The sequence below is a fragment of the Microbispora sp. NPDC049633 genome, from assembly GCF_040675265.1.
Lineage (GTDB): Bacteria > Actinomycetota > Actinomycetes > Streptosporangiales > Streptosporangiaceae > Microbispora > Microbispora maris.
Map to the genome: position 1 here is coordinate 21679 of NZ_JBFAOO010000017.1, position 17962 is coordinate 39640.

At 71.5% G+C, this 17962-nt stretch carries 18 protein-coding genes; 9 read left to right on the top strand and 9 right to left on the bottom strand.

Annotated elements, in window-relative coordinates:
• Positions 1-741 precede the first annotated feature (741 nt).
• The 4 genes from AB0J39_RS07115 to AB0J39_RS07130 are packed head-to-tail and all read right to left on the bottom strand — an operon-like array spanning position 742 to position 3231.
• Positions 742-1128, bottom strand: a complete 387-nt coding sequence (locus tag AB0J39_RS07115) for an OsmC family protein (protein WP_363462524.1) — start codon at positions 1126-1128, stop codon at positions 742-744.
• A gap of 4 nt (positions 1129-1132) precedes the next feature.
• A complete protein-coding gene (locus AB0J39_RS07120) occupies positions 1133-2197 on the bottom strand; it encodes a HAMP domain-containing sensor histidine kinase (protein ID WP_363462525.1) in 1065 nt (354 codons plus the stop codon).
• Positions 2194-2895 (bottom strand): response regulator transcription factor, encoded by a 702-nt coding sequence (locus tag AB0J39_RS07125; RefSeq protein WP_363462526.1) that lies wholly within the window; start codon positions 2893-2895, stop codon positions 2194-2196. Before AB0J39_RS07125 ends, AB0J39_RS07120 begins: the two co-directional genes overlap by 4 nt.
• Before the next feature lie 60 nt (positions 2896-2955).
• Positions 2956-3231 (bottom strand): hypothetical protein, encoded by a 276-nt coding sequence (locus AB0J39_RS07130; RefSeq protein ID WP_346224662.1) that lies wholly within the window; start codon positions 3229-3231, stop codon positions 2956-2958.
• A 183-nt stretch (positions 3232-3414) separates the two neighbouring features.
• Between AB0J39_RS07130 and AB0J39_RS07135 the strand changes: the two genes are divergently transcribed.
• The 4 genes from AB0J39_RS07135 (at position 3415) to AB0J39_RS07150 (ending at position 5986) form a co-directional block, all read left to right on the top strand.
• Positions 3415-3786, top strand: a complete 372-nt coding sequence (locus tag AB0J39_RS07135; RefSeq protein ID WP_363462527.1) for a phage holin family protein — start codon at positions 3415-3417, stop codon at positions 3784-3786.
• Between the two features lie 99 nt (positions 3787-3885).
• Entirely contained in the window at positions 3886-4797 is a 912-nt protein-coding gene (locus tag AB0J39_RS07140) for an amidohydrolase (protein WP_363462528.1), read from the top strand.
• Positions 4794-5333, top strand: coding sequence for a cysteine dioxygenase family protein (locus AB0J39_RS07145; RefSeq protein WP_363462529.1), 540 nt, complete (start codon positions 4794-4796; stop codon positions 5331-5333). The genes AB0J39_RS07140 and AB0J39_RS07145 overlap by 4 nt, the downstream gene beginning before the upstream one ends.
• Positions 5334-5383: 50 nt before the next feature.
• The gene (locus AB0J39_RS07150) at positions 5384-5986 is read left to right on the top strand and encodes a Uma2 family endonuclease (RefSeq protein ID WP_363462530.1); all 603 of its coding nucleotides are present in this window, start codon (positions 5384-5386) and stop codon (positions 5984-5986) included.
• Here AB0J39_RS07150 and AB0J39_RS07155 read toward each other — a convergent pair whose 3' ends face one another.
• A complete protein-coding gene (locus AB0J39_RS07155) occupies positions 5987-7282 on the bottom strand; it encodes an MFS transporter (RefSeq protein WP_363462531.1) in 1296 nt (431 codons plus the stop codon).
• Between the two features lie 74 nt (positions 7283-7356).
• On the opposite strand from AB0J39_RS07155, the gene AB0J39_RS07160 reads away from it, so the two are divergent.
• On the top strand, positions 7357-8142 hold the full coding sequence (locus tag AB0J39_RS07160) for an IclR family transcriptional regulator C-terminal domain-containing protein (protein WP_363462532.1): 786 nt from the start codon (positions 7357-7359) through the stop codon (positions 8140-8142).
• An 89-nt stretch (positions 8143-8231) separates the two neighbouring features.
• Positions 8232-9290 carry a LacI family DNA-binding transcriptional regulator gene (locus AB0J39_RS07165; protein ID WP_363462533.1) on the top strand — a complete coding sequence of 353 codons (1059 nt, stop codon included), beginning with the start codon at positions 8232-8234 and terminating at the stop codon, positions 9288-9290.
• Positions 9291-9347: 57 nt separating this feature from the next.
• On the opposite strand, the gene AB0J39_RS07170 is transcribed toward AB0J39_RS07165, so the two are convergent.
• The 3 genes from AB0J39_RS07170 to AB0J39_RS07180 all read right to left on the bottom strand — a co-directional run bounded on the left by AB0J39_RS07170 (position 9348) and on the right by AB0J39_RS07180 (position 12485).
• Positions 9348-10238 carry a carbohydrate ABC transporter permease gene (locus tag AB0J39_RS07170; RefSeq protein WP_363462534.1) on the bottom strand — a complete coding sequence of 297 codons (891 nt, stop codon included), beginning with the start codon at positions 10236-10238 and terminating at the stop codon, positions 9348-9350.
• The gene (locus AB0J39_RS07175; protein ID WP_363462535.1) at positions 10235-11119 is read right to left on the bottom strand and encodes a sugar ABC transporter permease; all 885 of its coding nucleotides are present in this window, start codon (positions 11117-11119) and stop codon (positions 10235-10237) included. The genes AB0J39_RS07170 and AB0J39_RS07175 overlap by 4 nt, the downstream gene beginning before the upstream one ends.
• Positions 11120-11198: 79 nt before the next feature.
• Entirely contained in the window at positions 11199-12485 is a 1287-nt protein-coding gene (locus tag AB0J39_RS07180; protein WP_363462536.1) for an ABC transporter substrate-binding protein, read from the bottom strand.
• A 228-nt stretch (positions 12486-12713) separates the two neighbouring features.
• On the opposite strand from AB0J39_RS07180, the gene AB0J39_RS07185 reads away from it, so the two are divergent.
• Positions 12714-14618 (top strand): ABC transporter ATP-binding protein, encoded by a 1905-nt coding sequence (locus tag AB0J39_RS07185; RefSeq protein WP_363462537.1) that lies wholly within the window; start codon positions 12714-12716, stop codon positions 14616-14618.
• A 50-nt stretch (positions 14619-14668) separates the two neighbouring features.
• Here AB0J39_RS07185 and AB0J39_RS07190 read toward each other — a convergent pair whose 3' ends face one another.
• Positions 14669-15061 carry a MerR family transcriptional regulator gene (locus tag AB0J39_RS07190; protein ID WP_363462538.1) on the bottom strand — a complete coding sequence of 131 codons (393 nt, stop codon included), beginning with the start codon at positions 15059-15061 and terminating at the stop codon, positions 14669-14671.
• A gap of 161 nt (positions 15062-15222) precedes the next feature.
• Between AB0J39_RS07190 and AB0J39_RS07195 the strand changes: the two genes are divergently transcribed.
• Together AB0J39_RS07195 and AB0J39_RS07200 are read left to right on the top strand one after the other, a co-directional pair.
• The gene (locus AB0J39_RS07195; RefSeq protein WP_363462539.1) at positions 15223-16914 is read left to right on the top strand and encodes a pentapeptide repeat-containing protein; all 1692 of its coding nucleotides are present in this window, start codon (positions 15223-15225) and stop codon (positions 16912-16914) included.
• A gap of 45 nt (positions 16915-16959) precedes the next feature.
• Positions 16960-17871 carry an aldo/keto reductase gene (locus AB0J39_RS07200; protein WP_363462540.1) on the top strand — a complete coding sequence of 304 codons (912 nt, stop codon included), beginning with the start codon at positions 16960-16962 and terminating at the stop codon, positions 17869-17871.
• Positions 17872-17962: the final 91 nt, after the last annotated feature.

Here is a 17962-nt window from a genome sequence, read left to right on the forward strand (position 1 = left end):
CCCGATCCGCGCGAGGCAAAATCGGCGGGCCGCACGGCAAGAGAACACCAAGGAAATCACCGGAGACGGCGCGGGAAGGCATTCCGCCGCAAAAGCGCGGACGCACGACGAGACGAAGCCCTCCGGGTTTACGAATGCAAAGCCCTTTTCCCTGCCGCGGAGACGCCCGCAAGGGGATGACAGACCGACGTCCCGGCGGGAATCAGGCGGAGCCGGACGGCAGGGCGAAGCGAACGGCAAGGGCGAAGCGAACGGCAAGGGCGAAGCGAACGGCAAGGGCGAAGCGAACGGCATGGGCGAAGCGAACGGCAGGGTGAAGGGGCCCGCCGGACGCGGTGCATGGCGGCCGGGGCACCGGTGGGTGTGCGGGCGGTCAGGGCTCCCGCCGGGATGTTCGGCGGCGCGATGGCCGTACCGGGCCGGGCAGACCCCCGCGCGAGGCGGCCGGCATCCGGACGGGGGTGGAGGGAGATCGGGTGGAGGGCCCCGGAAATGCCGGAGCCGGGCAGTCCCCCAACTGCCCGGCTCCGGATCAAAGCGGTTCCGCCAGGAATGCCCTCCCCAAAGGCACCGGCGGGTCCCCCGCTTTCCGGACGCGGTTCCCCCATCCGCGTCCTTTATCAAGAAAGTCTGTCGGCCTCTCCCGAGGACCTGCTTCAACACTACAAGGGGCCCTGTCATGAAGTCGTCATCGGCAGGTTGATTTCCGGCCTACATCCGGGCGGCCCCCGCCCGGCCGTGCTACTTCCCGAGGTCCAGCCGGACCTCGGTGCCCCTCTGGAGCGACCGGCTCACCGTGCAGTGACGCTCGTGGACCCGCTCGGCGACGGCCTCGAAGACCTCGCCGGAGTCCTCCGAGGGCAGCTCCACGTCGTACGTCACGGTGACCGAGCGCAGGAGGGTCGGGCTCTCCTTCTCGGCGGAGACCTCGACGGCCAGCCGTACGAGCCGGTGACCCCGCTTGGCGGTGAGCGGCTCGACCGTCATGACGTTGCATCCGCCGACGGCGGCCAGCAGCAGCTCGACCGGGCTGAACAGGCCGTCGCCCGTGCCCATCTCGATCTCGGCGCCCCGCTCGTTGCGGGCGACGAACCCGTCCTCGGTCCGCTCGACGCGTACAGAGCCCATGACCTCACCCTACTGGGAGGGCCAGGCGGACGAGCGTGCCGCCGCCTGGGGCGGCGCTGGCCGACACGCTGCCGCCGTGGCTGTCCACCACCTGGCCCACGATGGCCAGGCCGAGCCCCGATCCGGGCAGCGCCCGAGCCGAGGGCGCGCGGTAGAAGCGGTCGAAGACGTGCGGCAGGTCGTCGGCAGAGATGCCGGGGCCGTGGTCGCGCACCGTCAGGACGCCACCCCGCAGCGACACCTCGACCAGGCCGCCGGCCGGGCTGTACTTGGCCGCGTTGTCGAGCAGGTTGGCGACGGCGCGGGCGAGCCGGTCGGGCACGCCCCGCACGACCCACGGCTCCATCGAGACGGAGTACGCGGTCGAGGGCCAGTGCCGGGCCGCCCGGGCGACCTCCCGCTCCACGAGCTCGTCGAGGCGCACGCTCTCCACGAGCACGGCGGGCTCCTCGTCGCGGGCCAGCTCGACCACGTCGGAGACGAGCGCCGTCAGCTCCTCCAGGCCGCTCACCACGGCCCGGCTCACCTCGTCGTGGACCTCCTGCGGCAGGTCTCCCCTCATCAGCAGCTCGACGTTGGTCCGCAGGGCGGTGAGCGGGGTGCGCAACTCGTGGGAGGCGTCGGCGACGAGGCGCTTCTGCGACTTGGCGGAGCGTTCCAGGGCGTCGAGCATCGCGTTGAAGCTGCGCGCCAGGCTGCTCAGCTCGTCGTCCCCCGCCACCTCGATACGGGTGGTCAGGTCACGGGTGGTGGCCACCCGTCCTGCGGCGTCCTTGAGCGCGTTGACGGGCCGCAGCGCCGCCCGCGCGGCCAGCCAGCCGAGCCCCCCGGAGAGCACCAGGCCGCCGAGCGCCACGACGACGAAGGGCCAGCCCAGGTCGTCCACGTCGGCGAGGGCGGCCAGCACGCCGTTCGGAGGCCGGTCGCCGTACCTCTCGTACGTCCCGTAGTGGTCCATCGCCCACTCCACCCGGCGGCAGGTGATGGCGTAGGCGGCCACGATCACGACGATCACGCTCACCGCGCCGGCCAGGGCGGAGGCCATCGCGAGCCGCCAGCGGAGCTTCACGGCTCCTCCCCGGCGGTAGAGGCGGCGGGCTCCCTGAGCGCGTACCCGAGGCCGTGGACGGTGTGGATGAGCCGCGGCTCGCCCGCCGCCTCGGTCTTCTTGCGCAGGTAACCGATGTAGACCTCCAGCGGGTTGGACCCGGGCCGGAAGCCGTAGCCCCAGATGCGTTCGAGGATGACCTGCCGGGTCAGCACCTGGCCGCCGTTGCGGATCAGCAGGTCGAGCAGGGCGTATTCGGTCCTCGTCAGGTCGATGAGCCGGCGGCCGCGCCGCGCCTGCCTGCTGTCGGGCAGCAGGACCAGGTCGGCGAAGCCCGCCTCCGGGGGCGGCGCGGCGCGGCGGAGCAGGGCGCGCACCCGGGCGAACAGCTCCTCCAGCGCGAACGGCTTCACCAGGTAGTCGTCGGCGCCCGCGTCCAGCCCGGCCACCTTGTCGCCGATGCCGTCGAGGGCCGTCAGCATGAGCACCGGCAGCCGGTTGCCGTCGCCGCGCAGCGCCCGGCAGACCTCCATCCCGTCCATGCCCGGCATGAGCACGTCGAGCACCACGAGGTCGGGCGCGACGCCGTCGATGGCGTCGAGGGCGTCCATGCCGTCCCCGGCGGTCGCCACGCCGTATCCCTCCACGCGCAGCGCCCGCGCGATCGCGTCGCGGACCTCGGGTTCGTCGTCGACGACGAGCACCTGTGTCTTGACCACGCCGCCATTGTGACGTGCGGAGATGAGAGGTTGCTGAGCGTTCCCGGGGACGGGACGCGCTCAGGCGTCGGGATGTTTGGACAGGTATTCGACGTAGACCGGCCGGAGCGCGTCGCCGAGCTCGCCCTCGCCCGCCCCGATCGCGTCGCTGAGCAGCGCCGAGACCCTGCTGAGGTCGTTCGCGGTCTCGCCCGTGTTGCCGCTGGCGGCCTCGGCCGCCGGGATGACCTTCAGCAGTTCCCACAGGAACCCCAGGTCGCCGTGCCGTACGGCGTAGCGCACGGCGCGGTCGTGCAGCTCCTTCGCGGGGAGCGACTCGAGCTCTTCCACGTCCATTCGATCTCACCCCCAACTCGTGGGTTTCCCCCAGGTTTGCCCCTTATACCCCCGCCACGGGAGAAAGACCGCCGGAAGCGGACGGGCTTTTTGCCACCCACCCGCGGCCACCGGCGCGGGCCCGCCCGCATCGGCCACACGGGAGCCGCGCGTTCTTTGCCGTGCCGTGGAAGGATTCTTGAGGTGAAGGTCATACTCAAGATCATCGTGGTGGCCGCGGCCCTGTGGGCGTCCACCAAGCTGGTGGACGGCATCACCGTCAGCGCCGGCTCCACGGCCAAGCAGATCGGCACCCTCCTCGCGGTCGCGCTGATCTTCGGCCTCGTGAACGCCGTCATCAAGCCGGTCATCAAGACGATCGGCTGCGCGTTCTACGTGATCACGCTCGGGTTGTTCGCCCTGGTGGTGAACGCCGCCCTGCTGCTGTTCACGAGCTGGCTCGCCGAGCAGCTCGACCTCCCCTTCCACGTCGACGGGTTCATGGCCGCCTTCTGGGGCGCCATCGTCGTCGGCGTGATCAGCTGGCTCCTCAACATGATCCTCGGCGACGACTGACCGGCTCCGGGGCGGGTCGCGATCCGCCCCGGGGTCACATCCGGGCGATAATTATGTATTGTTAGTAGGGAATTAGGACTTCTCGGAGAGGCCGGGCCGATGAGTGTGGACGTGCACCAGCACCTGTGGACGCCGTCCCTCGTCGACGCGCTGCGCCGCCGCACCCGCCCGCCCTTCCTGGACGGATGGACGCTCGTCCTCGACGGCGAGCCGCCGTACGAGGCGGATCCGGCCGACCACGACGTGGAGATCCGGCGCAAGCGCAACGCCCACCTCGACCTCGCCCTCGTCTCCCTGTCGAGCCCGCTCGGCATCGAGCACCTGCCGCCGGAGGAGGCGTGGCCGCTCATCGACGCCTACCACGCCGACGCCCGCGCGCTGCCCGCGCCGTTCGGGGCCTGGGCCGCCGCCCCGGTGACCGACCCCGACCCCGTACGGCTCGCGCACGTCCTCGACCACGCCCCCGGCCAGGGGCTGGCCGGGCTGCAGCTTCCGGCGACCGCGCTCGGCGACGCCCGGGGGCTGGCCCTGGCCGCCCCGCTGCTCGACGTGCTGGAGGAGCGCGGCCTGCCGCTGTTCGTCCACCCGGGCCCCGCCGCCGCCCCGGGTCCGGCGTGGTGGGCCGCCGTCGTGCCGTACGTGCAGCAGATGCACGCCGCCTGGTACGCGTTCGAGGCGTTCGGCCGGCCCCGGCATCCCCGCTTGAAGGTCTGCTTCGCCCTGCTGGCCGGACTGGCCCCGCTGCACAGGGAGCGCCAGTTGAGCCGGGGCGCCGCCGGGCGCGGCCTGGTGGACCCCGGCCTGTTCCTCGAGACGTCGTCCTACGGCCCGCGCGCCGCCGACGCGGTGATCCGCGAACTCGGCGTCGACGTCCTCGTCGCCGGAAGCGACCAGCCGTACGCCGAGTCGGCCTGGCCGGACCCCGGCGACCCCGCACAACGAGCCATCGATCACGCCGTCCGCGTGGCCAATCCCGGCCGCCTGCTGTCCCGGAAGGAGTCGCCGCAATGAGCACGCCCACGATCCAGGAAGGCGCGCTGTGTGCCTCCTTCACCGACCTGCCCGCACGCGCGCTCGACCGCCGCGAACTGCTCGCCCTGGTGGAGGACCTGGCCGCACGGCCCGAGCTGTGGCGTCACCACCTCAGTTTCGAGGGCGCGGAGGACGGGGGACGCCACTACGTCTCCCTGCACCGGGACTCGTACGTGGACGTGTGGCTGCTGTGCTGGCGCCCCGGGGACGACACCGGCTGGCACGACCACGACGTCTCCTCCGGCGCGGTCCGCGTCGTCGCCGGCGAGCTGAAGGAGTGCAACCCGCGCATCGGCGGCTCCCACCTGGAGACGCAGGTCGTGGCGGGCGACGCCTTCTCCTTCGGGCCCGACCACATCCACCGGCTGACCGGCGAGGCGCCCGGCTCGGTCTCGATCCACGCGTACTCCCCGCCCCTGTGGCGGATGGGGCAGTACTCCATCACCGAGGACGGGACCATGCGCCGCCTTTCGGTCGGATACGCGGATGAATTGCGCCCGCTCGACCCCGCTTAGGGCGGTGCGAGTAGTTCGGCCATCACCCACCGTGACGCTAGGCTGCTGCCATGACCAGCGTGCTCGATGACTGGCTGCAGCCTCGTCCGGGAGACGGGGGCGGGGGCGTCCCCGATCGGCTCTCCCTGCCCCGTCCCGCCGCCGGCGAGCAGCGGGACGGCGGGGACGACACCGGCAGCCTCGACGCCGGCCTCATCTCCACCGGCTCCCAGACACGGTTCCGCGAACGCGTGGCCTACGGCCTGCGCACGGCGTTGAACGCGCAGGCGCCGGGCGACCTGGTGGCGGTCAACCGGATGGACGTGCTGCTGGAGCCGGAGCGGCGCGCCCGCCCCGACGTGTCCCTCGTCGACGACCTCGCCGCCTCCGACGACCGGAGGACCTGCTACCTCGCCGAGGAGGTGCGGCTGGTCATCGACATCGCCGGCCCGGACTCGGCCGTCCCCGACCGTGACGCGCTGCCACGGCACTACGCGGCGGCCGGCATCCCGCACTTCTGGCGGGTCGAGAGCACCGGCTGGCGGCCGTTCGTCTACTCCTACGAGCTCGACGCCGCCGGAGCCGGATACCAGGTGACCGGCGTCCACCACACCCGGCTGGCGGTCGGCGCCCCGTTCCCCGTCGAGATCGACCTCGAACGGCTGCCGCGCTGACTACGCCCGCGCCGGGCGGGCGGCGAGCATCCCCGACACCAGTTGGAGGCCGCACGCCCCCAGGCCGGCGAGCAGGGGCACCGTCCAGCCGCCGGACAGCTCGTGGAGCAGACCGAACGCGAGCGGGCCGATCGCGGCCAGCAGGTAACCGCTCGACTGGGCGACCGCCGACAGCGCGGTCACCGAGGCCGGATCGGGCGCTCGCAGCGTGATGATCAGCAGGGCGAGCGCGATCGAGGCTCCCTGGCCGAGCCCGAGAACGATCATCCACAGCCACGGCGTGGTGGTGGGCGCGAGCAGCACCCCAAGATATCCGCCGACGGTCAGCAGCACGGCCACGACCACGTGCGGCGCCTGGGATCGGGCCCGGCCCGCATGCAGGGGGACGACCAGCGCCGCGGCGATCTGCATGAGGTTCGTCAGGCCCAGCAGATATCCCGCCTCGTCGGCGGGCAGGCCGGCGGCCTGGAACACGGTGGGCAGCCAGGCCAGCAGGACGTAGAAGGTCAGCGACTGCAGCCCCATGAACGCCATGACCGGCCACGTCGCCGGCGCGCGGAGCAGGGCCGCGTACGGCCGGTGACCGGGGTCGCCGGGCCGGGAACGGCGGGCCCCGCGCGCCTCCGGGGACGACGGCTGCTCCGGGCCCGCCACCGATCGCGCCGCCCCGGCCGGGGGGACCTCCGGCCGGGCCGCCTTCCTCCGGGCCCGGGGCGCGGGGAACGGCGCCGCCCTGGTGAGCGCGATCCACCACAGGGCCGCCGCCAGCAGCGCGAGCAGGGCCGCCGACCCCGCCGCCGCCCGCCAGCCGGTCTGCCCCGCCAGCGGGACCATCGCCGCCGAGGCCGCCGCCGCCCCGCTCACCATGACCGAGACGTACAGGCCGGTGAAGAGCCCGACCCGGCCCGGGAAGTGCTGCTTGACGAGGCCCGGCATGACGACGTTCATCACGGCGATGGCCGTACCGGCCAGGGCCGCGCCGGAGTACAACGCGGGCACGCCGTCCGCGCTGCGGAGGGCGACGCCGGCGGCCAGGACGAGCAGGCCGGCCAGCAGCGTGCGGTCCAGCCCGATGCGGGTGGCCAGCGCGGGCGCGACCGGGGCGAGCAGGCCGAGGCACGCCACCATCACCGTGGTGATGGCGCCGCCTGCGGCGGGGCTGAGGCCGAGGTCCCGCATGATGGCCGGGAGGAGCGGTGACACGCCCGCGAGAGCGGGCCTCAGGTTGAGCGCCGCCAGGACGAATCCGGCGATGAGCAGCGCATTCCCCCGGTGAACCACGATCCTCCTCGTCACCCGCCAAACCCTACCGTCGCGGTGTCCTGAGGTCCGTCCGGCGCTAGGGTTCGGTCGGGAGGTGGTGGGCGGCCATGGCGGAGGAGCACGTCCAGTCGCTGGCCCGGGGCCTGGCGGTGATCCGGGCGTTCGACGCGACGAGCCCGGAGCTGACGCTCAGCGAGGTGGCCCGCAAGACCGGTCTCACCCGCGCCGCCGCGCGCAGGTTCCTGCTGACGCTCGCCGGCCTGGGCTACGTGCGGACCGACGGGCGGCTCTTCGCGCTGTCGCCCCGGGTCCTGGAACTGGGCTACGCCTACCTGTCGAGCCTGTCCCTGCCCGAGGTCGCGCTGCCGCACCTGGAACGGCTCGCCGCCGAGGTGCACGAGTCGGCGTCGGTCTCGGTGCTGGACGACACCGACATCGTCTACGTGGCCCGCGTGCCGACGGCCCGGATCATGCGCGTGACGATCGCGATCGGCACCCGCTTCCCGGCGTACTGCACCTCAATGGGCCGCGTGCTGCTCGCGGGGCTGTCCCCGGAGGACCTCGGCGCCTACCTCGCCCGCGCCGACCTGCGGCGGCTGACCTCCCACACCGCCACGTCGCCGACAGCCCTGCGCACCGCGCTCGACGAGGTACGCGCCCAGGGCTGGGCCCTGGTGGACCAGGAGCTGGAGGAGGGGCTGCGGTCGATCGCCGCGCCGATCAGAGGCCGCGACGGCCGGGTGGTGGCGGCGGTCAACGTCTCCTCGCACGCCAGCCGGACCACGCCGGAGTCCGCGCGCCGCGACCTGCTGCCCCCGCTGCTCGCCACCGCCGCAGGGATCGAGGCCGACCTGCGCGCCACCGGGGGTGCGAGCCGCGCGGACCTCCCCTGACGCACCCCACGTCCCCACAAAACCGACCATCTCCCATCATGAAACTGACAACGTTGTCTAGGGCGCGAGAAATGGGAGATGATCCCTGCGTGCGAGAGACGATACGCGGCCGTCCGACCATGAACGACGTGGCCGCCGCGGCCGGTGTGGCGCTCAAGACCGTATCCCGCGTCGTCAACAACGAGCCCGGTGTCAACGCCGCGACCGCCGGTCGCGTGCAGGCGGCCATCGAGCGGCTCGGCTACCGCCGCAACGACAGCGCGCGCATCCTGCGGCGGGGCCGTACGGCGAGCATCGGCCTGGTCATCGAGGACGTCGCCGACGCCTTCTACTCCAGCCTCAGCCGCGCGGTGGAGGACGCCGCGCTGCACCACGGCTACCTGCTGTTCAGCGGCTCGTCCCGGGAGGACTCGGCACGCGAGCGCGACCTCGTGCTCGCCTTCTGCGCCCGCCGCGTGGACGGGCTGATCATCGTGCCCGCGGGGAGGGACCACGCCTATCTCGCGCCCGAGTTCGACGCCGGGATCAAAGCGGTCTTCGCCGACCGGCCGCCGGGCGCGGGGTGCGAGGCGGACACCGTCCTCTGCGACAACACGGGCGGGGCGCGCGCGGGCACGGCCCACCTGATCGCGCACGGCCACCGCCGCATCGCCTTCCTCGGCGACTCCCCCGGGATCTTCACCGCCGCCGAGCGGCTGCGCGGTTACCGGCAGGCGCTGACCGCGGCCGGCCTGCCGTACGACGAGGGCCTGGTGGCCATGGGGCCGCCGGACCCGGCGCGGATGCGGGCCGACCTGACCCGGCTGCTCACGGCCTTCGATCCTCCGACCGCCCTGCTGACCGGGAACGGCCGCGCCACCGTGGAGACCCTGCGGACGCTGGCGTCGCTCACGGACACCGCCGACGCGGGCGCCGCCGGAGGCCTCGCGCTGGTCGGGTTCGACGATTTCGAGCTGGCCGACCTGCTGGGTGTCACCGTGGTGGCGCAGGATCCCACCCGGCTGGGCCGCACGGCCGCCGACCTGTTGTTCATGCGCCTGTCCGGGGTCGACGGACCGGCCAGCAGGATCGAACTGGCCACGCGGCTCATCCCGCGGGGGTCGGGCGAACGCCCTCCCCTGTCTCTCCGGGACCGTACGGCGGGCTGACGCCTGCGGCCCGGCCGCCGCGGGGGCGGCGGCGGGCCGACGTCCTCGGCCCGGAGGTCAGCCCTTGAGCGCGCCCGCCATGAGGCCGCGCATGAAGAACCTGCCGAGCAGCACGTAGATCACCATCGTGGGGATGGACGCCAGGATCGCCGCCGCCATCTGCTGGCTGTACGGCGTCGTCACGGCGCCCGCGATGTTGTTGAGCATGACCGTGGTCGGCCACGAGCTCGGCCCGGTGAGGAAGACCGCGAACAGGAAGTCGTTCCACATCGAGGTGAACTGCCAGATGATCACAACGGCGAACGCCGGGCCGGAGACCGGCAGCACGATCGACCACAGCGTCCGCAGCATCCCGGCGCCGTCCACGCGGGACGCCTCGATCAGCTCGTCGGGGATCGTGACGTAGTAGTTGCGGAAGATCAGCGTGCAGATCGGGATGCCGTACACCACGTGGGCGAGGACCAGGCCGGGGATGCCGCCGTACAACTGCACGCCGAGCGCGTCGCCCACGTCCACCATGAGCTGCACCAGCGGGATCATCACGCCCTGATACGGGATGAACATGCCGAACAGGAACAGCGTGAACAGCACGTCCGCGCCGGGGAAGCGCCACTTGGACAGCACGTAGCCGTTCAGCGACCCGAGCGCCGCGGAGATCAGCGAGCCGGGGATCGCGAGCAGGAAGCTGTTGACGATGCCGGGTTCGAGCTTCTCCCAGGCGACGCTCCACGCCTCGGTCGTCCACACCTTCGGCAGGTTCCACGCCTGCGCCGGGTCGGCCTCGCTGAGCGGCTTGAAGCTCGTGACCAGCAGCACGTAGACCGGGATCAGGAAGACCAGGACGAACAGCAGCAGGAGGAGGAGCCGCACCCACGCGGCGGCCCTGCCCCGCTCGCGGACCCGGGCGGGCGCCGTGCGCGGGGCCTTCTCGGCGACGTGCGCGGTCATGAACGCTTCCCCTTACGGGCGTCCCAGATCAGGTAGGGCACGACGAAGACGACGACGGACAGCACGATGTAGGACGCGATGGTCGCGCCCTTCGCCGGGTCGTGCGATTCGTAGACCGCCGTCCACATGAACGTCGCGGGGACGTCGGTGATGAGCTGCCTGCCCGACACCGCGACGACGAGGTCGAAGACCTTCAGCGAGATGTGGCCGAGGATGATCAGCGCGGACAGCGTCACCGGGCGCAGCATCGGCAGCACCACGTGCCGGTAGACGCCCCACTCGCTGCAGCCGTCCACCCGGGCGGCCTCCCGCAGTTCCTCGGGCACACCCCGGAAACCGGCGAGGAAAAGCGCCATGATGTATCCGGACATCTGCCAGATCGCCGGGACGGCCATGGCGGCCATGCCCCAGTCGGGATCGCGGAACCACTGCCACTGGAGGAAGTCGACCCCGAGGTAGTGGAAGAGCCGGTTGAGCCCGACCGCCCGCTCACCCGTCGCGCTGTTCATCAGCCACCGCCAGACCACCCCGGTGGCGATGAAGGAGACGGCCATCGGAAACAGGTAGACGGCGCGGAAGCCGCTCTCCGCCCGGATGCCCTTCTCCATCAGGAAGGCCAGGAGCCAGCCGAGGACGAGCGCGCCGCCGACGAAGACCACGGTGAAGATGATCGAGTGCCGGACCGACAGGCCCCAGCGATCCTCGCTCCAGATGCCGGTGAAGTTCTCCAGCCCGACGAAGTTGCCGGGGATCTCCGCGATCTCGTCGTGCTTGTCGGTCATGGCGAGCTTGAGGTTCCAGCCCAGCAGGCCGTACACGAAGACCGCGATGAGGATGATCGACGGCGACACCAGGAGCAGCCCGGGCAGCCATCTGCGCACCCGCGTCACATGTACCTCTCAGGGATCAAGTACGGCCCACGCCGTGTGTCCGCAGCGTGGGCCGTACGAGGAGATCAGGTCACTGACCGCTGTTCTTGGCCGCCGTGACCAGCGCCTGCTGGAACTTGGCGACGTCCTTGTCCTGCTGGAACAGGCCGACCGCGTCGGTGATCGCGGTGCGCCACGCGTCGTTGGCGACCACGCCGTGCTGGATCGAGCCGGCCAGCTTGCTGCCGGACCACTGCTCCAGGCTCCAGGACAGGTAGTCCTTGTAGAGGGACTGGTCGGCGTCCTTGCGGGCCGGGATCGAGCCCTTCAGCGGGTTGAACGCGTCCTGGCCCTCCTTGCTGGCGGCCACCTTCAGCCACGCGATCGCGCCGTCGCGGTTGGGCGTGCCCTTCGGCAGCGTGAAGCTGTCCGACAGCCACATGAACGTGCCGTCCGTGCCCGGCGACGCGGCCCAGTCGAAGTCCTTGTGCGACTCCTTGCCGAGGCCGCCCTCCGGCGGGTTGTGGAAGTAGCCGTAGGCCCAGTCGCCCATGATGTTGAAGGCCGCCTCGCCGTCGGCGACCTGCTTGGCCGCCGGCTGCCAGTCGTCCTGCGGCGTGCCCGCGTACGACAGGATGGTCTTGAAGTTCTCCAGCGCCTTGGTCACGTTCGCGTTGGACCAGTCGGCGCCCGCCGTCCACAGGGCGTTGTAGGCGTCGGTGCCGAGCGAGCCGAGCAGCACGGACTCGAGCAGGTGCACCAGGGTCCACTGCGAGCCGATCGACAGCGGGATCTTCCCGGTCTTCTTGACCTTCTCGAGGTCGGTGACGAACTCCTCGACGGTCTTCGGCGCGCCGTCGACGCCGGCGTCCTTGAGGACCGAGGGGTTGAACCACAGGACGTTCGACCGGTGGATGTTCACCGGTACGGAATACACCTGGCCCTGCACCGAAATCTGGTCGATGAGCTGCTGCGGGAAGACCTCCTTCAGCTTCAGCTCGTCGTACAGGAAGTTCACCGACTCCAGCTTGCCGCTCTTGATGTAGCCCTGGAGCTCGGCGCCGGCGTGACCCTGGAAGGTGTCCGGGGGCTGGTTGGCCTGCAGCTTGCTGGACAGCAGCGCGCGGGCCTGGTCGCCCGAGCCGCCGGCCACCGCGGCGTCGAAGAACTCGAAGTTCGGGTTCTGCTTGGCGAAGATGTCCCGCATCGCCTTGAGGCCGTCGGCCTCACCGGGACCCGTCCACCACGAGAAGACCTCGACCCTCTTGTGCGCGGCCTGACCGCCTCCGCTCTCCTGCTTGTCACCGCCACCACAGGCGGAAAGAGTGAGCAGACCCGCAACAGAGACCGCGACGGCCGCCATCCACCGTCGTCTCATCGCAACCTTCCCTTCAGCCTGATCGGGAGGATTTCGGGCCCCCGAAGACAGATATGGCTGACAACGTTGTCAGCAGGCCCAATCAACCCACTTTCACCGGTAGGTCGTCAAGTTTGTGCCGATAACGTCTCTGCATACGGGTCCTGGCGCCGTGTTAGGGGCATGCGTCAAAAGAAGGGCTGTCACTCATGCCGGGAAATTGTCGGCGCGCACGCTCACACTGCAGGCATGACGGTGACACAACAGGGGGGACCTGATCACCTGTCGGAGGACGACCTGCCGGACATGGCGGACGTCGAATCCCCGCAGTGGGCGCGGCACTACGGAACGATGGCGGGGCTGGGCTTCCTCACGGTGGCGCGGCGGCTGCCCCGGCTGGTCCGGCAGGCACTGGGCATCGCCTGGAAGGCGAGCCCTCGCGACACCGTGGCCACGATCACGCTCAGCGCGCTCGGCGGCGTCTTCACCGCCTTCGGCCTCCTCGCCACCACGGGCGTGCTGACCGCGCTGTTCCAGGCCGGCCCCACCCCGGAGCGGGTGCGGGCCGCGCTGCCCAGCCTGCTGCTCGTGGGCCTGGCCGCCAGCGCGCGCACGGCCCTGCAGGCGGGGGCCGGGTGGGCCCAGTCCCGGCTCGAACCCCAGGTCAGCCGGATCACGGAGGAGCGCCTCTACACGCTGACCAGCCGGGTCGACCTCGTCTGCTTCGACGACCCCGAGTTCCACGACGCGCTGCAGCGTGCCCGCATGCGCGGCATGCAGATGGCCGAGATGGTCGTGAGCACGGCCATCGACACGCTGTCGGGCCTGGTCGGCATCGCGGCCGCGGCGGGCGTGCTGGGCGTGCTGCACCCCGTGCTGCTGCCCCTGCTCCTGCTCGCGGTCGTCCCCGACGCCTGGGCGGCCGTCCGGGCCGCCAGGATGCGCTACACGACCGCCCTCGTGCTCGTCCCGGCCAGACGGCGCAAGTGGATCATCGAGGAACTGCTGGCGGACAAGGACACCGCCGCCGAGGTCCGCACGTTCACCATGCGCGGCTTCCTGCTCCGGATGTTCGACACGGTCGCCCGTAGCGAGCAGCGCGTCATGCTCGACCTGGCGCGGCGGCAGACCGTCGCCCGCGTCCTCGGCGAGGCGCTCGGCGGCCTGGGGCAGGGCGCGGTCTACGTCGCGCTCGGCCTGCTGCTCGCGGCGGGTGCGGTCCCGCTCGCGGTCGCCGGCACCGCGGTGCTGGCGATCCGGTCCGGCCAGACGTCGCTGTCGAACTTCATGTACGCGACGAACCGGCTCTACGAGGAGGGTCTCTACTTCACCGATTTCCTCGACTTCATCGCGCACGCCGAGGCCCGCATCCCGGCGGCCCGCGACCGGACGGCCCCCGACGGATTCGGCCGCATCACGGTCGAGGACGTCACCTTCTCCTATCCCGCCGCACCGGCGCCCGCCCTGCGCGGCGTGTCGGTCCGCATCGAGCGCGGGGAGGTCGTGGCCCTCGTCGGGGAGAACGGCTCGGGCAAGACCACCCTCGCCAAGATCCTCGCCGGCCTGTACGAACCGGACGGCGGCCGTGTCCGGTGGGACGACGCCGACCTGTCCGAGGTCGACCCCGACAGCCTGCGCCGCAGGATCGCGGTCATCGCCCAGGACCACACCCGGTGGCCGCTGACGGCCCGCCACAACATCACGATGGGCATGGAGAAGGGCGAGGCCGAGGTGGCCCGCGCGGCCGAGGTCGCCGGCGCCGACCAGGTCGTCGCCGAACTCCCCCACGGCTATCGCACCCTGCTCGACCGCAGGTTCAAGAACGGTCACGAACTGTCGGGCGGGCAGTGGCAGCGGATCGCCGTGGCGCGCGGGTTCTACCGGGACGCGCCCCTGCTGATCTGCGACGAGCCCACCGCGGCCCTCGACGCCCGGGCGGAGCACGCGTTGTTCGAGCGGATCCGGCAGCACGCCGACGGCCGGACCGTGCTGCTCATCACCCACCGTCTCGCAAGCGTCCGCTACGCCGACCGCATCTACGTGCTCGACCACGGCAAGGTCCGCGAGCACGGCACCCACGAGGAGCTGATCGCCCTCGACGGCCTCTACGCCGAGCTCTACAACCTCCAGGCCGAGGCCTACCGCACGACCTGACCCGGTCCGTCCCGCCGGCCCGCGCACGGGCGGACCGGCGGGACACGACCTCAGGAGGCCTGCTCGGGGAGCATGTCGCGCATGGTCCGCACGTCCTTGTAGTACTGGATCTTCCGCTGGATCGCGCCCTGCTTCTGGCGCAGGTCGGCGATCTGGGCCTCGACCTTGCGGTCGTGCTCCTCCAGCAACGCGATCCGGTCCTCGATCGTGTGCTCGCCCTGCCGTACGAGCTGGGCGAAGCGCAGCATCTCCGCGATCGGCATGCCGGTGTCCCGCAGACAGCGGATCATGCCGAGCCAGCTCACGTCCTCTTCGCTGAACCGCCGCTGGCCCGCCGCGTTGCGGCCGACCGGCTCCAGCAGCCCGATCCGTTCGTAGTACCGAAGGGTGTCGAGGCTGAACCCGGTCTCCTCGACGACCTGTCCAGGTGTGTACACCGCCACGCCATTGATCCTGTCATATCGGGTCTCGATCGCATGTGTGCTTTGTGCGCTGTAGGTGTTTCGCAAGCGTGGCGCAACTCGCCGCTTTTATAACGGGTCCTGTCACCTACGACCCGGTGTCAGCGTCCGGGTGGTGCTTCGAGAAAGACAGTGAGACAGAAATGCCCCTCCGCCTGATCGCCGGCACGGTGACCCTTTTCGCTGCGATCGCGCTGTCGATCCCGATGACCCCGGCCGCCGCGGCGACGCCCGGCGACCGCCCTCCCTGCCGCCCCGGCAGCGGCCCGCATCTCGCCGGCAGGGACCTCACCCGGGCCACGCTGCCCGCCGATCTGTCCTGCGCGGACCTCCGGGGCGCCAAACTGGACGGCCTGACCGTGCGGAGCGTGCTCACCGGTGCCGACCTGACCGGGGCCTCTCTCAAGGGCGCCCATCTCGGGTACGCCCGGATGGCCGGGGCCAGGCTGCGCGAGGCCGACCTCTCCGAGGCCGAGCTGTACTACGCGGACCTGCGCGGCAGCGACCTGCGCGAGGCGACGATGGACGACTCCTCGCCGTACTACGCGCATTTCGACGGGGCCGACCTGAGCGGAGCCACGATGACGCGGGCCAAGACGTACGGCGCGCAGTTCGACGACGCGAAGCTGATCGGCGTCGACCTGACCGACGCCTTCGCCTACGGCGCGGACATGCGCCGGGCCGACCTCAGCCGGGTCAAGGCGGCGAGGGCCAAGCTCTACGGCGCCACTTTGATCGGGACGGTCCTGCGGCAGGCGGATCTCAGCGGCGCGCAACTGTACGAGTCGGTCATGACCGGCGCGGACTTCAGCGGGGCCGACCTCACCGGAGCCGACCTGCGTGACGTCAGGGACGCCCGGCTGGCCGGGAGCACCGGCGTGCCCAGATTCCTGCCCGCCCAGGACCCGTCGTGCGAGCCCGGCAGCGGCCAGGACTACCGGGAACGGGACCTGACCGCGGTCGCGGACTTTCCCGACGATCTGAGCTGCGCCGACCTGACCGGCGCCAGGCTGGACGGCCTCGACCTGTCGGGCGTCAAGCTGAACCGGGCCGTCCTCCGCGACGTCTCCGCCGTCGGGACGAGGCTCCGCGAGGCGAAGGGCGCGGACCTGCGCGGCGCGCGGCTGCGGCGGGCCAAGCTCGGCAGCGCCGACCTCGTGGGGGCGAACCTGTCCCGGGCGGACCTGTCGGGCGCGGCGCTCGGCAGCGCCGACCTGACCCGGGCCGGACTCGCCGGCGCCGACCTTCGCGACGCGGAGATGAACAGCGTCACGGCCGACCAGGCCGACTTCACCGGCGCCAGGCTGGACCGGGCGTACCTCCACTACGGCAAGTACCGGGACGCGGTCTTCCGCAAGGCCACCCTGACCGACGCCGACGTGTCCTCGGCCGAACTGCGGGGCGCCACGTTCGAGGACGCCGAGGTCACCGGGCTGAACCAGGACTTCGCCAAGGACCTCGACCTGTCCGGGTCCTCCAGCCGCATGTCCACCGGCCGGCTGGTCTTCTTCGGCATCGCCGGCCTGGTCGTCTTCTGGATCGCCGCCGGGCTCGTCACGGCCAGGGTGCGGCGGAAGAGGACCGCCAGGGAGCGGGCCGCCGAGAGAGCCGTCCGGTTCGAGGATGCCAAGAGCGTCCAGGAGGAGAACGTGACCCGGCTGGGCGAGGCGATCGACAGCCCGACGGACAGAACCGGCGACGTCGACTGGAACGCGGTCCTGGACGCCTACGACGAGGCCAAGGAGGCGCTGGCGAGGGCCCACGACATGGACGACCTGAGGGACGTCGAGACCATCGTGGCGCGTGGCCGCAGAGCACTCGACCGCCGCCGCTGAGAGCCGCTTGCGCTGGAGTGCGCTCCAGGCGGCAAGGTGATCGGCATGAGAATCGCTCTGGGAACGATCCCCTTCGGGACCACTGTGGACGAGGCGACCTCGTTCGCCATCCTCGACCGCTTCGTCGAAGGCGGCGGAACGATGCTCGACACGGCCAACAACTATCCGTTCTGGTTCGACGGCGCGACCGGCGACGAGAGCGAGGCCACCATCGGCCGGTGGCTCGCCTCCCGGCGCAACCGGGACAGGATGGTGATCAGCACCAAGTGCGGCGCCCGCCCGGCCGTGCCCGGCGCCCGTACGCTGGACGCCGCCGAGGGCCTGTCCGCCGGCGTGATCCGGGCCGCGATCGAGGGCAGCCTGCGCCGGCTCGGCACCGATCACGTCGACGTCTACTGGGCGCACATCGACGACAGGTCGACGCCGCTGGAGGAGACGGTCGCCGCCTTCGACGAACTGGTCCTCGCCGGCAAGGCCAAGGAGGTCGGCGCGAGCAACCACGCGGTGTGGCGGCTGGAGCGGGCCCGCGCACTGGCGGCGGCGCGGGGCGGCACTCGATACCGTCACGTGCAGCTCCGCCACTCCTACCTCCGCCCCCGGCCCTGGGTGCACCTGCCCGAAGGCGGCCACACCCAGGTCTCCGACGAGATGCTGGACTACGTGCGCTCCGAGGGCGACCTGACGCTGTGGGTCTACTCCTCGTTGCTCGCGGGCGCGTACACCGCCAAGCCGATGCCCGAGTACTACGACCACCCGGGCACCACGAGGCGGCTTGCGGTGCTGGACGAGGTGGCCGGCGAGCTCGGCGCGACGCGCAACCAGGTCGTGCTCGCCTGGCTGCGGGCGCAGGACATCGTCCCGATCGTCGGCGTCAGCTCGATGGCCCAGCTCGAAGAGATCATCGTCGACGTCAAGCTCGACGAGGAGCACATCGCCCGCCTCGACGCCCCCGCCTGATCGGGCACGGCCCCGGGACGCGTCACGCGCCTCGGGGCCGCTCTCCCGAAGCACTCCGTCACGGAACGACGAGTAGATCTTGTGCTCGTTT